General features: G+C 71.2%; 11 protein-coding genes. 10 read left to right on the forward strand and 1 reads right to left on the reverse strand.

Annotated features, from left to right (window positions below; genetic code table 11):
- The first annotated feature begins 21 nt into the window (after positions 1-21).
- Positions 22-684: a hypothetical protein gene (locus ACFZBU_RS32335; protein WP_391587248.1), complete on the forward strand. Its 663-nt coding sequence runs from the start codon at positions 22-24 to the stop codon at positions 682-684.
- Between the two features lie 60 nt (positions 685-744).
- Here the strand turns inward: ACFZBU_RS32335 and ACFZBU_RS32340 are convergent, their stop codons facing one another.
- Positions 745-2232 carry a CCA tRNA nucleotidyltransferase gene (locus tag ACFZBU_RS32340; protein ID WP_391587249.1) on the reverse strand — a complete coding sequence of 496 codons (1488 nt, stop codon included), beginning with the start codon at positions 2230-2232 and terminating at the stop codon, positions 745-747.
- A gap of 129 nt (positions 2233-2361) precedes the next feature.
- Here ACFZBU_RS32340 and ACFZBU_RS32345 point away from each other — a divergent pair, with 129 nt between their 5' ends.
- The 9 genes from ACFZBU_RS32345 (at position 2362) to ACFZBU_RS32385 (ending at position 15053) form a co-directional block, all read left to right on the forward strand.
- On the forward strand, positions 2362-2823 hold the full coding sequence (locus tag ACFZBU_RS32345; protein ID WP_391587250.1) for an NUDIX hydrolase: 462 nt from the start codon (positions 2362-2364) through the stop codon (positions 2821-2823).
- Entirely contained in the window at positions 2820-5240 is a 2421-nt protein-coding gene (locus ACFZBU_RS32350) for a DUF6049 family protein (RefSeq protein WP_391587251.1), read from the forward strand. Before ACFZBU_RS32345 ends, ACFZBU_RS32350 begins: the two co-directional genes overlap by 4 nt.
- 52 nt (positions 5241-5292) lie before the next feature.
- Positions 5293-7956: a murein biosynthesis integral membrane protein MurJ gene (murJ, locus tag ACFZBU_RS32355; RefSeq protein ID WP_391587252.1), complete on the forward strand. Its 2664-nt coding sequence runs from the start codon at positions 5293-5295 to the stop codon at positions 7954-7956.
- A 544-nt stretch (positions 7957-8500) separates the two neighbouring features.
- Positions 8501-10417 (forward strand): protein kinase family protein, encoded by a 1917-nt coding sequence (locus ACFZBU_RS32360; protein ID WP_391587253.1) that lies wholly within the window; start codon positions 8501-8503, stop codon positions 10415-10417.
- Between the two features lie 86 nt (positions 10418-10503).
- Entirely contained in the window at positions 10504-11217 is a 714-nt protein-coding gene (sigM, locus tag ACFZBU_RS32365) for an RNA polymerase sigma factor SigM (RefSeq protein WP_391587254.1), read from the forward strand.
- Positions 11214-12149, forward strand: a complete 936-nt coding sequence (locus ACFZBU_RS32370) for an anti-sigma factor family protein (RefSeq protein ID WP_391587255.1) — start codon at positions 11214-11216, stop codon at positions 12147-12149. Before sigM ends, ACFZBU_RS32370 begins: the two co-directional genes overlap by 4 nt.
- A 166-nt stretch (positions 12150-12315) precedes the next feature.
- Complete coding sequence (trxB, locus tag ACFZBU_RS32375; RefSeq protein ID WP_391587256.1) at positions 12316-13263, forward strand: thioredoxin-disulfide reductase; 948 nt, start codon at positions 12316-12318, stop codon at positions 13261-13263.
- A 50-nt stretch (positions 13264-13313) separates the two neighbouring features.
- A complete protein-coding gene (gene trxA, locus ACFZBU_RS32380; protein WP_391587257.1) occupies positions 13314-13646 on the forward strand; it encodes a thioredoxin in 333 nt (110 codons plus the stop codon).
- A 228-nt stretch (positions 13647-13874) separates the two neighbouring features.
- Entirely contained in the window at positions 13875-15053 is a 1179-nt protein-coding gene (locus tag ACFZBU_RS32385) for an N-acetylmuramoyl-L-alanine amidase (protein ID WP_391587258.1), read from the forward strand.
- Positions 15054-15264: the final 211 nt, after the last annotated feature.

The raw sequence follows: 15264 nt of genomic DNA on the forward strand, positions 1-15264 counted from the left end.
CCTGCAACGGAGATCGTCCCCATGTCCAATCCCTTCCCGCCCGGCCCGAACGGCCCCCAGCAGCCGAACCAGGGCTGGAACCAGCAGCCGGGCCAGCCCCAGCAGCCCCAGCAGGGTTGGGGTCAGCAGCCCGGTCAGCCGCAGCAGCCGCAGGGCGGCTTCCCGCCGCCCGGGGGCTTCCCGCAGGGTGGTCAGCCGGGCTTCTACGGCGGCCCGCCGCCGCCTCCGCCGCGCAGCAGCAAGGTCAAGAAGATCGTCATCCCGATCGTCGTTCTCGTGGTGCTGGCGATCGTCGGTGTCGTGGTCAAGGGCGCGCTCAAGAAGGACGACGCGTCGAGCGCGAAGGCCGGCGACTGCCTCGCCCGCATCGAGGGTGGCCTCGGCAAGTCCAAGATGCCGAAGATCGCCAAGTGCGACTCGCCGGACGCCAAGTGGAAGGTCCTCAAGAAGGTCAGCGGGAGTTCGGACAAGAACAAGTGCAATGACCTCCCGGCAAGCTCGGGCTACTTCGCGACCTTCTACTGGTCCGGCTCCAAGGACGGCGTGGTCTGCATGACGTTCACGTCGAAGACCACCCTCGCGGACGTCAAGGCCCTCGACCCGATCAGCACGATGAGGGTCACCGAGGACGACTTCCAGGCGAAGAAGAAGGAACTCGAAGAAGCGGGCGCCAAGTTCGAGTAGCGTCCCGCACCCCGCTCATGACGAAGCCCGCCGGTCGTCCCCCCGGCGGGCTTCGCGCGTTCACGCCTCGGCGTTCGCCGCCCACCACTCCCGCAGCGCCGCAACCGCCGCTTCGTGGTCCATCGGGCCGTGTTCGAGCCGCATCTCCAGCATGTGCCGGTAGGCCCTGCCCACCAGCGGGCCGGGCGGCACCTCCAGCAGCTTCATGATCTCGTTGCCGTCCAGGTCCGGCCGGATCGAGTCCAGCTCCTCCTGTTCGGCGAGCTGCGCGATCCGCTCCTCCAGCGAGTCGTAGGCGCGCGCGAGCGTGGCCGCCTTGCGCTTGTTGCGCGTCGTGCAGTCCGACCGGGTCAGCTTGTGCAGCCGATCCAGCAGCGGCCCCGCGTCCCGCACGTATCGGCGCACCGCCGAGTCGGTCCACTCGCCCGTGCCGTAGCCGTGGAAGCGCAGGTGCAGCTCGACCAGGCGCGTGATGTCGTCCGTGACGTCCTTCGGGTACTTCAGCGCCTTCAGCCGCTTGCGCGTCATGTGCGCACCGACCATCTCGTGGTGGTGGAACGAGACCCGCCCGTCCGGCTCGAAGCGCCGCGTGCGCGGCTTCCCGATGTCGTGCAGCAGCGCGGCCAACCGCAGGATCAGGTCCGGCTCGCCCGGCGACTCCAGCGCCATCGCCTGTTCGAGCACGGTGAGCGTGTGCTCGTACACGTCCTTGTGCCGGTGGTGCTCGTCCACCTCCAGGCGCAGCGTCGGCAGCTCGGGCAGCACCCGCGCGGCCAGCCCGGTGGAGACCAGCAGCTCCAGGCCCTTGCGCGGGTGGTCGGAGCAGATGAGCTTGTTGAGCTCGTCCCGGACCCGCTCGGCGGAGACGATCTCGATCCGCTCGGCCATGTCCGTCATCGCCGCGACCACCTCGGGCGCGACCTCGAAGTCGAGCTGCGCGGCGAAGCGCGCGGCGCGCATCATCCGCAGCGGGTCGTCGCCGAAGGAGTCCTCGGGCCTGCCCGGTGTGCGCAGCACCCGCGCGGCCAGGTCCTCCAGCCCGCCGTGCGGGTCGACGAAGGTGATCCCGGGCAGCGCGACCGCCATCGCGTTGACCGTGAAATCGCGACGGACCAGGTCGTCGTCGATCGAGTCGCCGTAGGAGACCTCGGGCTTGCGCGAGGTGCGGTCGTACGCCTCGGAGCGGTAGGTGGTGATCTCGATCTGGTAGTCCGGCGAGCCCGCGAGCTTCTTTCGGCATCCCACCGTGCCGAACGCGATCCCCACGTCCCACACCGCGTCCGCCCACGGGCGCACGATCGCCAGCACCTGTTCGGGGCGCGCGTCGGTGGTGAAGTCGAGGTCGTTGCCGAGCCGACCGAGCAGGGCGTCCCGCACCGAGCCGCCGACCAGCGCGAGCGTGTGCCCGGCCGCCTCGAAGCGGCGGGCGAGGTCGTCGGCGACGGGGGCGACGCGCAACAGTTCGGTGACGGCGCGGCGCTGTACGGCGCTCAGTTCGCCGATGGCCGGCGGGTCGTCCGGGTGGGGTGTGTTCTTGGCGTTCGGCACGGGAGACAAGGTTACGGGTCGAGGCCGCGGGTCTCGCGCGCATTACGTCGGGGCCGCATCCGCGAACGGGCCGTGCGATGGGGTGATCATGGCGTGATGGCGTGGCGCATGTCGCACTAAGCTTGGCGGATGCCTTCCGAGACCACGCCGCCGCGCCGTCGGCTGCAGGTGGTCGAGGAGACCTCGGCAGGTGGTCTGGTGGTCGATCGACTCACCCTGCGTGCGGCGTTGATCGCGCGTCGGGATCGTCGCGGCCGGTTGTTGTGGTCGCTGCCCAAGGGGCACATCGAGAGCGGCGAGAGTGTGGTCGACGCCGCGCTGCGCGAGGTCGAGGAGGAGACCGGCATCGTGGGTCGGGTGCTGGCCCCGCTCGGGGTGATCGACTATTGGTTCACCGCGCCGGATCGGCGGGTGCACAAGACCGTCCACCACTACCTCATGGAGGCGGCGGGCGGGGATCTGTCGGACGACGACATCGAGGTCGAAGCGGTGGCTTGGGTTCCGCTCGGCGCGCTCACGGCGCGCCTCGCCTACCCCGACGAGCGGCGATTGGTCACGCTCGCCCCGGAGCTGTTGGCGGACAGCGCGTGAGCGATCGCCGATCCCGGCCCGGACCCGGGGTCATCGTGCTTCGCGGCCGGATGCTCGCGGTGCTGATACTGGCCCTGGTGCTCGCCGCCGGCCTGCTCGGGATGCTCCCGCCGACGGCCGCGCGCGCCGCCGACGGCGACGGGATCCAGGTCCTGATCACCAAGATGACCCCGGTGGCCAAGGCCGGCGGAAGCGTCACCATCGAGGGCCGGGTGCTGAACACCGGCAGCAGGGCGATCGACTCGATGGAGGTCGCGGTGCGCCTGCGCACCTCCGAGCCGCTCTTTCGAAGCGGCATCGGCTCGCCCGAGGACGCCCAGTCGACCGGGACCCTGCTGCGCACCCCCAAGCCGGTCGTAGTGCACAACCTGGCCCCCGGACCGGGCGCGGCCCAACCGTGGACCTTCACCTTCCCCGCCGACCCGCTGGGTCTGAACGCGGCCGGCGCGTACCCGCTGGGAATCGAGGCCAGGACCGGGGGCAAGACGATCGGCGCGGCCCGCACGTTCCTGCCGTGGATTCCCAGGAACGGCCTGAAGAACGTCCAGAACCTGCGGGTCGCCACGGTCTGGCCGCTCGTCGATCGCCCGCATCGGGACGGCACCACGCTCGGTGACGAGGCCCAGACGCCGGTGTTCCGCGACGACGGCCTGGCCGCGCAGTTCGCCCCGGGCGGGCGGCTGTACGACCTGGTGAACATCGGCACCGGGATGAAGGTGGACTGGGCGATCGATCCCGAACTGGTGGACTCCGCCGCCGAGATGACCGGCGGCTATCGGGTCGCGCCGCCCGGCAGCCTGGACCCGGACAAGCCGAAGAAGTCCCGGGACGGCAAGCCGCCGAGCGAGGAGGACACCGCCAAGGCGACGCCGAACCAGACCACGAACACCCTCGCCGGCGGGGGCGGCCAGGTCGCGGCCGGTTGGCTGGATCGGCTCAAGGCCGGCCTCGGCACCCAGCCGGTGATCGCGCTGCCGTACGCCGACACCGATCTGGCCGCGGTCGCACACGCCCTGGAGGCCGGCCGGGCGGACCTGCGCCCGCAGCTGAGCGAGGCCCTGGCCGAATCCGCCACCGTCATGCAGCGCACCCTGGCCCGCCCGGTGGGCACCGACGTCGCCTGGCCCGCCGGCGGTGCGCTGGACTCCTCGATCGTCCAGCTCGCGAGCGGCAGCGGGGCAAGCACCGTGATCGCCTCCGGCGCGTCCCTGGCGCCGACCAAGGAACCCCGGGTCACCCCATCGGCCACCTCCGCCCTGCCGGGGGCCGACAAGGGCACCGCGCTGGTCACCGACCCGGACATCGACAAGATCCTGGCCACCGATGCCAAGGCGCCGGGGCAGGGCGTGCTGACCACCCAGCAGTTGTTGGCCGAGCTGCTGACGATCGTGCTCCAGGAGCCCTCGGCCTCGCGCAGCCTGTTGATCGCCCCGCCGCGCACCATGGACGCCGCGCTGGCCAACGTGCTCAAGGACGTGCTCAACGCCTCGGCCGACTGGACCCGCAGCAGCACCCTGGCCGAGCTCGCCGCCGAGCCCGCCCCGCTGCCCGCCCGCAAGCTCGCCGGCTATCCCAAGGCGGTCCGGGCGAGCGAGCCGTCGTTGCAGTACCTCACCGAGACCGACAACCTGGTCCGCTCGATGCAGACCTTCGCCTCGATACTGACCCGCCCCGAGCGGGTGACCGGCCCGTTCAACCCCGCGCTGTTGCGCCTGCTGTCCACCGAGTGGCGCGGCGACCCGCAGGGAATGGACCGCTATCGGCTCGGCGTCACCCGTGGCCTGCGCGAACTGCAATCGCTGGTCTACATCATCCGCAGAACCGGCGTGACGCTGTCCGGCGACGAGGGCAACATCCCGGTCACCGTGGTGAACAACCTCCAACAACCGGTCACCGTGCGGATCGCGGTGGGCTCGCATCAGCCCAACCGGCTCAAACTCGGCGACCCGATCACCGTGACGGTGCCCGACGGGCGCCGGCGGGAGGTGCCGATCTCGGCGAAGTCGGCCGCGAACGGCAAGGTCATGGTCGATGTCCAATTGCTCACCCCGGACGGACGGGCGGTCCGGCCGCCCGAGTCGTTCTTCGTCAACACCACCACGATCGACGCGCTGACCCGCTGGATCATCGGCGGCCTCGCCTTCCTGCTCGCGGTCTTCTCGCTGCGGGCCTTCCTGCGCAAACGTCGGGAAGCGGCCCTTGCCGGGGACACGAACGACGAGGATGGTGAGGACGGCGACGACACGCCGTCGCATGCCGGCTTCCCGGAGGAGCCCGGCTCGGATGCGATCCGACCGGCATCCGGGTGGCCGCCGGCCCACTTCGCGGGGCCCTACGCCGGCGGAAACGGACCGCCGGATCCGGCCGACCCGCACGGACACACACCGTCGAGATCCACGACCGACCGCCCCGAATGAGAAAGTGGGCACCGGACACTCAACCTGACCGAGAAGACGAGGGCCCGCCCGCATGAGCGACCGGAGCGACGAACGTCAGCCGTACACCGGCGGCTCCGCCGAGCCGGACGACGGCGCGCACGACGATCCCTACCGGGGTCGGCCGCCCGCCGACCCCTACCTGCAGCAGTACGTCGATCCGTACGGACAGCCGGCCGATCCCTATGCCGCGCAACCGCCGGACCCGTACGCGCAGCCGGGCGATCCGGGCTATGCCGACCCGAACGCACCGCACCCGGGGTACGGCGAGCCGGCGGCGTACCCGCAGCAGGGCTACCCCGGGCAGGGCGGCTACGGCTCCGGGCCCGAACCGGTCTACGGGGATCCGTACGGCTCCGGATCGAACGCGGGCGGCTACGACCCGTACGCCCAGCAGCCGCCGCAGCAGCAGCAGCCCGACCAGGGCGGCGGCGCGTGGTTCCGGGACGAGTTGAGCGACCCGCCGGCGAACGATCCCTACGTGGGCGTGGACGAACTCTTCACCCCCGAGGCGCCGAGCGGCTACGACGCGGGCCCGCAGTACGACCCGGGCGTGCCGTACGACCCGTCCGCCCAGGGGCAGCACTACGGCGGCGGCGGATACGGCTCGGGCGACCCGTACCAGCAGCACCAGGCCCCGCCGGCGCAGAACTACCAGCAGCAGCCACAGCATCAACAACACCAGCAGCATCAACAGCCACACCAGCAGCCGGTGCAGCAGCAGTCGTATGTCCCGCAGCAGCCGAGCCCGCAGCAGGGGCAGGGCGGCTGGGGCGACTACGACCGGCCCGGCGGCTGGCTGATGGACCAGACGCTGACCGGCATCAACCTCGGCCTCGCCGGCGACATCGCGGGCATGCCCTCCTACACCGAGGCGTACCAGCGCTACGAGACCCAGCACCGGGCCGAGGCCGCGGCCGCGTCGATGTCCGCGAGCGCGGTCCTGGACGCCCCGCCGGTCCCGCTGAACCCCTCCACGTCGCCCGTCTACCGGATGCCCGGCTCGGGCGCCGAAGAGCGCATGGCCGGCATCCCGGTCGGCGGCGAGGGCAAGAAGGGCAGCAAGCTCGGCGGGATAATGCGATCCTCCGCCGTGATGGCGGCGGGCACGATCGTGTCCCGGATGACCGGCTTCGTGCGCAACCTGGTCGCCGCGGCGGCTCTGGGCACGGCGATCCTGGCGAACACCTACAACGTCGCCAACACGATGCCGACGCTGCTGTACATCCTGGTCGGCGGCGGTGCGCTGAACGCGGTCTTCGTACCGCAGCTGGTGCGCGCGATGCGCCAGGACGACGACGGCGGCGAGGCGTACGCGAACCGCCTGCTCACCCTGGTCATGACGGTGCTCGCAGGGCTGGTGGTGATCGCCTGGCTGGGCGCGCCGCTGCTGATCCGGGCCTTCGCGAACTCGCTGGCGAAACACCACCAGGACTACGAGCTGGCGATCACCTTCGCCCGCTACTGCCTGCCGATCATCTTCTTCATGGGTCTGCACGTGCTGTTCGGGCAGATCCTCAACGCGCGCGAGCGCTACGGCCCGATGATGTGGACCCCGGTCCTGAACAACATCGTCATCATCGCCACGTTCGGCCTGTACATCTGGGTGGCCGGCACCGCGAAGAACACCGGGCAGAACTCGGACACCATCACTCCGGACGAGATCCGGCTGCTGGGCCTGGGCACGCTGCTGGGGATGGTCGTGCAGTCGATGGCGATGATCCCGTACCTGAAGGCGGCCCGGTTCCGCTTCCGGCCCCGGTTCGACTGGCGCGGCTCGGGGATGGGCAAGGCGCTCGGGCTGGCCAAGTGGACGTTCCTGTTCGTGCTCGCGAACCAGGCGGGCTACCTGGTGGTGACCCAGCTCGCCACCGCGATCGACGTGGACGCGCGGGACCAGAACATCCAGTTCGGCGTCGGCTTCACCGCCTACAGCAGCGCGCTGCTGATCTGGCAGTTGCCGCAAGCGGTGATCACCGTGTCGGTGATGACCGCGATGTTGCCCCGGATGAGCCGGGCCGCCGCGGACGGCGACCTGGCCAGCGTGCGTGGCGACATCTCCTCCGGGCTGCGGTTGTCGGCGGTGGCGATGATCCCGTGTGCGGCGATCTTCGTGGCGCTGGGTCGCGACATCGGCGGCTTCATCTTCGCCCCGACCGGAGAACAGAGCGCGCACTGGATCGGCTACATGCTGATGGCGCTCGGCCTGGGACTGATCCCGTACTCGGCGCAATACGTGCTGCTGCGCGGGTTCTACGTGTACGAGGACACCCGGACGCCGTTCCTGAACACGGTATGGATCGCCGGCGCCCAGGCGGCCTTCGCGGGTCTCGCCTACGTCGCGCTGCCCACCAAGTGGGCCGGTGTCGGCATCGCCGGCGGCTACAGCCTCGCCTACCTGGTGGGCGTGGTGCTGGCCGCACAACGGCTCAAGAAGCGGCTCGGCGACCTGGACGGCCGACGGGTGACCCGGACCTACACCCGGCTGTCGATCGCCGCCGCGGTCGGCGGCGCCGCGGCGTTCTTCGTGGCCCGGGTGTGCACGGGCCACTTCGGCTCGGGCATGGGCGGCTCGGCGATCGCGGTGGGCGCGGGGATCGTGACGATGTTCGTCGTGTTCTTCATCGCGGCCAACCGGATGCGGGTCGAGGAGATGACCGCGATGACCGGGATGATCAAGGGCCGGCTCGGCCGCTGACCGCCGCCTCGACCCCGCACGGACCACCGCCCGCCGAATCCCGCACCGGGAATTCGGCGGGCGGATCGGTGTGGGATGTACCACCATGGGCGAGTGAGGGTGTGCCGCACGCCGGAACCGGGGTAAAGCTCCCGTTACGCCGGTCTCGGTTTCCTTACGGATCTTGCGAGGAGGCAACCCGAAGTGGGGCCGGAGAGTCTCATGGTGTGTAGAGGTCGTCCCTGACCTACGGCCCGAGATGCCTCACCTCTACGATGAGTACGCCGACGAGGAGGATGAGGCCGAGGTGACGGACCGAACCGCAGGATCCGTCGACCTAGCGACGGACGAGGCAAACCCCGTACCGCCAAAGGCTTCTGATACATCGTCGGACAATCCGGTCGGTTCGGACGGCAAGGTCTCCGGCGGTAATGTCTCAGGGGTCTCGGGAAGTACCACCACGGTTCTGCCCGTCGATGCGGAACCCGAACCCGACGCGGGCGAAGAAGTCGGATCCGAAGCCGCCACATCCACCGAAGCCGGCGAGTCCGTGACCGGCGCCGGTGTGAACAACGGCTCTGCGGACGGCGATTCGGCCGAGATCGCGGACACCGCACCTGCCGCGGCCGCCGGGTCCACCGCGCCTTCCCGGGCCCCCGCTGCCGAGGCCCCGCCCGCAGCGTCCGTGGCCGCCGTGTCCGTGGCCGCCGAGTCCGATTCCGAGTCGGCCGAGGACGAACCGGTAACCCACAAGCGGGCGAAGCGGAAAAGGCCTGCCGACTCCACCGCCCGGAGCGGCAGGGCGAGCACCCCCGAGTCGGCCGCCCCGAAGACCACCGAGCCCGAGTCGGCTCGGCCGGCGCCGGCCGCGGAACCCGCGGCGCCGCGGGTCAGTCGCGGCACCCGGTTGGCCGACCGCTACCGGCTCGAACACCGCCTGTCGCAGAACGGCCGCAGCGAGACCTGGCGCGCCGTCGACGAGAAGCTCCGGCGCGCGGTGGGCGTGCACATCGTCCCCGCCGGCGGGGAGCACGGCCGGGCCGTGATCTCCGCCGCCCGTGCCGCCGCGCTGATGGGCGACCCACGCTTCGTCCAGGTGCTCGACTGCGCCGAACAGGACGGCCTGATCTACGTGGTGAAGGAATGGCTGCCCGACGCGGACAACCTCACCAAGGTCTTCGAGAGCGCGCCGCTGCCGCCGCACGAGGTGTACGAACTCTCCCGCGCGGTCGCCCAGGCGATGTCCGTCGCGCACCGGGCCGGTCTGTCGCACCTGCGCCTGACGCCGGAGAACGTGCTGCGCATGCACACCGGCCAGTACAAGATCGTCGGCCTGGCGGTCGAGGCGGCCCTCTACGGACACGACACCACCGACGCGGCCCGCGACGACACGCACGCGGTCGGCAGGCTGATGTACGCGGCGCTGACCCGGCGTTGGGTCGACGGCACCGAATACGGGCTACAGGCCGCTCCGTTCACCGGTGGCAGGCTCTGCGCGCCCGGCCAGATCCGGGCCGGAGTGGACGACACGCTGGCCGCGCTGACGATGCGCGCGCTGGGCCACGAGGTCAAGCACGAACCGGCGTTCGAGACACCGGGCGAACTGTCCGCGGCGATCGGCGCGATCCCGGAGATCCATCCGCCCGAGCAGGGCGAGATCGTCGGCGGCCCGGAGCAGGACGAGTACCCCGTCTACACGCCGACGCCGACCCGGACGGTCTACTCGACGGCCGGCTACACCGGCGGTGGTGGCTCGAACGGCTCCGTCCGACCGCCGGTCGCACCGCCGCCCCCGCTGGGCGGCCGGTTCGGCGCGACGGTCAAGAGTGCGGTCGCGGTGCTCGTGGTGCTCGCGATCGTCCTGGTGACGTGGCAGGTGGCCAGCCATGTGGGGGACGGGGAGGAGAAGCCGGATCCGTTGAAGCGGCAGGGGGGCGGCCCGTCGAGCACGCCGACCCAGCCTCCGACGGTACCGGCGACCTCTCGGGAGGTCACCCCGAAGACCGGCAGGGAGATCTCGATCGGCGCCGCACCCACCGACCCGGACGGCGTGGCGAAGACATACGACGGCAAGCGTCAGACCTACTGGCACACGAACATGATGCTCGACGGCCCGACCATCAAATACAACGGCCGCACGGGTTACGGGATCGTCTACGACCTCGGCGAACCGATGGAGGTACAAGGCGTGAACATCGCGCTCGGCGCCGGTGGGTCGACCACCACCGTCACCCTCAAGGCCGCGCCCGGCGCCGGGTCGACGATGCCGACGAACCAGGAAGCCTACAGGGTGACCATCGGCAGCAAGGGGACCGACGACACCCAGCTGAACGTGGTCGGCGACCAGGCGGTCAAGACCCGCTACGTGCTGGTTCTGATGACCACGATGCCCGAGGTTCTGCGGGACGTCGGCGACTACGACATCTACACCCCGGGCTATCAGAACGCCTGGCGTGAGGTCAGCTTCATCGTCAACGGCTGACCCCTGCCCGGGCGATCGAGGCGAACCCCTCTCCAAGGCGCCGGCGGCCCGTGCCAGGATGACCCCGGGCCCAGGGGAGGTAGGCGGTGAGTACGGAGCAGACCGGATCGGCGTACGCGGACGTCACCGACGCCGATCTGCTCACCCGGCACGCCGCCGGCGACCCCGACGCGTTCGGCGAGGTCGTCCGTCGGCACCGCGACCGGCTGTGGGCGGTGGCGCTGCGCACGCTGGGCGACCGCGAGGAAGCCGCTGACGCCCTCCAGGACGCCCTGGTATCCGCCTACCGTGCCGCGGGTAGGTTCGAGGGCCGCGCGGCCGTCACGACGTGGCTGCACCGGATCGTGGTGAACGCCTGCCTGGACCGGGCCCGGCGTCGGGCCGCCCGGCCGGCCGTACCGCTGCCCGAGGATCTCGACCAGCGGCTGCCCGCGCCCGTGCACGAGGACCCGGCGATCCGCGGCGAGACCCGCGCGGAAGTTCTCGCCGCGCTGGCCACGCTGCCGGCCGAGCAGCGGGCCGCACTGGTGCTGGTGGACATGGAGGGCTACCCCGTCGAGGAGGCGGCCCGGATCCTGCAGGTCGCCTCGGGCACCATCAAGAGCCGCTGCGCCCGCGGTCGCGCCAAGCTGCTGCCGCTGGTGCGGCACCTGCGCGAGGCGGGGCCGCCCGGACCGTCCCGGGCATCCGGGAACCCCGGAGCCGGACAATCCGTCCCATCGACGGACGACCGACCGAGAGCCGGCGGTCCGGCCCCCGACGCGGGCGGCACGAGCATGGAGGGAGGTGGCACACGATGAGCGAGCACATCGACGTCGAGGTGCTGTCCGACCTCGTCGAAGGACTGCTCGATCCGGAGCAGGCGACGGCCGTGCACGCACACCTCGCCGAGTGCGCCGAGTGTCGCGACACCCGGGACGCGCTCGCGGAGGTCCGCGAGTTGCTCGGCGGACAACCCGCCGAACCGATGCCCGCCGACGTGATCGCGCGGATCGACGACGCGCTCGCGCTGGCCGCGCTCCCGCCGCCGCGACCCGCCGAGGCACCTTCGGTGGGCATCCCCCGCACGAGCGTCCCGGCCGCCCCGGCACCGCCCGCACCGACCACGGCACCGCATGCGTCCGAGCACGCCTTCGACCACGACGTCGTCCATCTGGACGCCGCCCGGCGCCGGCGGCGCCGCGGTCCGCTGCTGCTCGCGGCCGCCGCCGTGGCGGCGGTGGCCCTGGGCGTCACCGTCCTGGTCGGCACCGGGGACGACGACGGCGCCCACAAACCGACCGCCGCCAAGGGCAACTCCGCCGTGTCCGCGCCCCAGGGTGCCGACCGGCCCGCGCCGTCCGGCAAGGCGGGCGAGCAACCGGGCGCGAAGTCGGAAGCGCAGACCCCGGAGACGCCGCAGCGGCCGTCCATCGCGGCTCCCCGGGAATACACGGCCGCCGGACTGCCCGAGCAGGTCGCGCAGTTGTTGCGCCGCACCCCGGCGACCCCGCTCGCGGACCTGCCCGACTGCGTCGCCGCCGCGATCGGTCCGGACGCCGCCCGGCCGCTGGCCACCGACGACGGCCGCTACGCCGGCAAGCCGGTCCGGGTCGTGGTCCTGAACGGCCCGAGTGCCGACCGGGTCCGGGTGTACATCGTGGACGCGTCCTGCGCCACACAGCTCTCGGCGGCCCCGTCGGGCCCCGGCACGGGCTCCGTGTTGCTCAGCACCGTGGTCCCCCGAGGGTGATCCCCGGCACGCCGCGCTCGCGGCGTTGGGAGCCGGGAATGGTGCGCACCTAGGATCCGTTGTCGAACGAGACACCGCATCTCATCGGGGCGCGGGGCTCGCAGACCCGCACAGCCGAGGCCGGCCTCCGGCCCGAGGCTCGACAAGGAACCAGGAAAGGCTCAGCGTGAGCGACGTCCGCAACGTGATCATCATCGGATCGGGTCCGACCGGGTACACGGCCGCCGTCTACGCAGCACGCGCGGACCTGAAGCCGCTGGTCTTCGAAGGCGCCGTCACTGCGGGCGGCGCACTGATGAACACCACCGAGGTCGAGAACTTCCCCGGCTGGCCGGACGGCATCATGGGTCCGGATCTGATGGACAACATGCGCAAGCAGGCCGAGCGCTTCGGCGCCGAGCTGATTCCGGACGACGTCGTGGCCGTCGACCTCACGGGCGCGGTCAAGACCGTCACGGACGGCGCGGGCACCGTGCACAAGGCGCACGCGGTGATCCTGGCGACCGGGTCCGCGTACCGCAAGCTCAACCTGCCCAACGAGGACGCACTCTCCGGTCGCGGCGTCTCCTGGTGTGCCACCTGCGACGGCTTCTTCTTCCGGGACCAGGACATCGCGGTGGTCGGCGGTGGCGACTCGGCGATCGAGGAGGCCACGTTCCTGTCCCGCTTCGCCCGCTCGGTGACCGTCATCCACCGTCGGGACGAGCTGCGCGCGAGCAAGGCGATGCAACATCGGGCGTTCGCCGACGAGAAGATCTCGTTCGCGTGGAACAGCGAGGTCGCCGAGATCGTGGGCGACGGCAAGCTCACCGGCGTCAAGCTGCGTGACACCGGCACCGGCGAGTTGCGCGACCTGGCGGTGACCGGCCTGTTCATCGCGGTCGGCCACGACCCGCGCACCGAACTCCTGGGCGACCAGATCGAGCTGGACGCCGAGGGCTACATCAAGGTCGACGCCCCGACCACGCACACCAACCTCACCGGCGTCTTCGCGGCGGGCGATGTCGTGGACCACACCTACCGGCAGGCGATCACCGCGGCCGGCACCGGCTGTGCCGCCGCGCTCGACGCCGAGCGCTACCTCGCCTCGCTCGCCGACGGCGCCGTCGCCTGACCCACAAACTCGTCCCACTTCCTTCCACCCGAGCACACCGAGGAGCAACCATGGCCGGGGCCACCGTCACCGTCACCGTCACCGACAAGACCTTCGACACCGACGTCCTGATGAGCGACAAGGCAGTGCTCGTCGACTTCTGGGCCGAGTGGTGCGGCCCGTGCCGCCAGATCGCCCCGGCGCTCGAGCAGATCGCGGACGAGAACGGTGACAAGCTCACCGTCGCGAAGCTCAACATCGACCAGAACCCGGAGATCACCACCCGCTACGGCGTGATGTCGATCCCGACCCTGCACGTCTTCAAGGGCGGCGAGATCGTCAAGACGATCGTCGGTGCCAAGCCGAAGTCGATGCTCCTCAAGGAGCTCGCCGAGTACGTCTGAGTCGACCCGATCGACGCGGCGGCCGCGCGGCATCCGAAGGGCGCTTCCCGGAACCGGGGAGCGCCCTTCGCGCGTGTCAGGGCGTACCGACGACCGGTGGGCGGCCCCGGGACGGCCGATCGCCCGCCCGGGCCGGAATCCGCCCCGAGAGCCCCGCTCCGGTACGGGAACGACCGAATGCGCGCGTACGATCGAGTGTTGCGTCAAAACTCGGGAGGACTTCTTTCCATGACCATGCAGCGGCGGTACCGACGCGGTGACACCGGCCCCGCAGTCGCCGAGATCAGGTCCAAACTGGTGCTGCTCGGCCTCCTGCCCGCCGGTGCCCATGCGGTCGCCGGCAGCGGGGACGGGGACGGCCACGGCGGCTACGCGGACGCGGTGTTCGACCATTCCGTGGATCTCGCCGTCCGGCATTTCCAGCAGCAGCGGGCAATGACCGTGGACGGCATCGTCGGCCCGGAGACCTACCGTCACCTCGACGAGGCACGATGGCGCCTCGGCGACCGCATGCTGTCCTACTCGATCGGTCACCCGACGGTCGGGGACGACGTGGCCACCCTCCAGCAGCGGCTGCTCGACATGGGCTTCGACTGCGGCCGGGTGGACGGCATCCTGGGCCCCGCCACCGAGCGCGCGCTGCGCGAATTCCAGCGCAACTACGGGCTGGGCGCAGACGGCACGTGTGGACCGGCCACGTTCCGAGCCCTCGACCGGCTCGCACGCACGGTCGTCGGCGGCCAGCCGCACGCGATGCGCGAATCCGAACTGCTGCACCGCTCCGGCCCATCGCTGGCCGGCAAGACCGTGGTGATCGACCCGGGTCACGGCGGCACGGACCTGGGCGTGGTGGCACACGGATTGGCCGAGGCCGAGGTGGTGTGGGATCTCGCCCGGCGACTGGAGGGTCGGCTGTCCGCCCTCGGCGTCCAGGCGTACCTCACCCGCGGCCTGGACTCCGACGGCATCGGCGAGGAGGACCGTGCGGCCTTCGCCAATGCCACCGACGCGGACCTGGTGATATCCCTGCACGCGGACCGCAACGAAAGCCCGCGGGCGAGCGGCGTCTCCAGCTACTACTACGGCAGCGGAAGCGACCGGTACGGGCGACGCTCGCCGACCGGAGAGCACTTCGCGAGCCTGGTTCAGCGCGAACTCGTCGCGCGTACCGGCCTGGTCGACGGTCGGACCCACGGCAAGGCGTGGACGCTGCTACGGCGCACCCGGATGCCCGCCGTGCGGATCGAGTTGGGCTACCTCACCAACGCGGAGGACGCGGCCCGACTGGCCGGGTCGGAATTCCGCGACCACGCCGCCGAGTCGATCGTGGTGGCCCTCCAGCGGCTCTACCTGCCGCCGGACGAGGACGTGCCCACCGGCATGCTGCGACTGCCCGTCTTCACCTGAGTCGACCGGCACCCGAGTCGACCGGCGTCCGAGCCGGCAGCAACCGAGCCACTCAGTACCCGAGCCGATCGGCTCTCGCTCGAGCGAGCGCCGCCTCGTCGAGGACGACCCGATCCACCGGCCGACGTGAGCCCTCAGGCAGCGCATGAACCGGAATCGCGGGCCCATCGGGCGTCCACGGCGCGGGAATCGACACCCGGGAACGCGGCGA

It is taken from the genome of Embleya sp. NPDC008237 (genome assembly GCF_042956465.1).
Classification (GTDB): Bacteria; Actinomycetota; Actinomycetes; order Streptomycetales; family Streptomycetaceae; genus Embleya.

Bases quoted from the DNA above. Each gene is read 5' to 3' on its own strand.
- ACFZBU_RS32370 (WP_391587255.1), top strand. From the start codon at position 11,214: ATGAGCGAGCACATCGACGTCGAGGTGCTGTCCGACCTCGTCGAAGGA.
- ACFZBU_RS32335 (WP_391587248.1), top strand. From the start codon at position 22: ATGTCCAATCCCTTCCCGCCCGGCCCGAACGGCCCCCAGCAGCCGAAC.
- murJ (WP_391587252.1), top strand. From the start codon at position 5,293: ATGAGCGACCGGAGCGACGAACGTCAGCCGTACACCGGCGGCTCCGCC.
- trxA (WP_391587257.1), top strand. From the start codon at position 13,314: ATGGCCGGGGCCACCGTCACCGTCACCGTCACCGACAAGACCTTCGAC.
- ACFZBU_RS32385 (WP_391587258.1), top strand. From the start codon at position 13,875: ATGACCATGCAGCGGCGGTACCGACGCGGTGACACCGGCCCCGCAGTC.
- ACFZBU_RS32345 (WP_391587250.1), top strand. From the start codon at position 2,362: ATGCCTTCCGAGACCACGCCGCCGCGCCGTCGGCTGCAGGTGGTCGAG.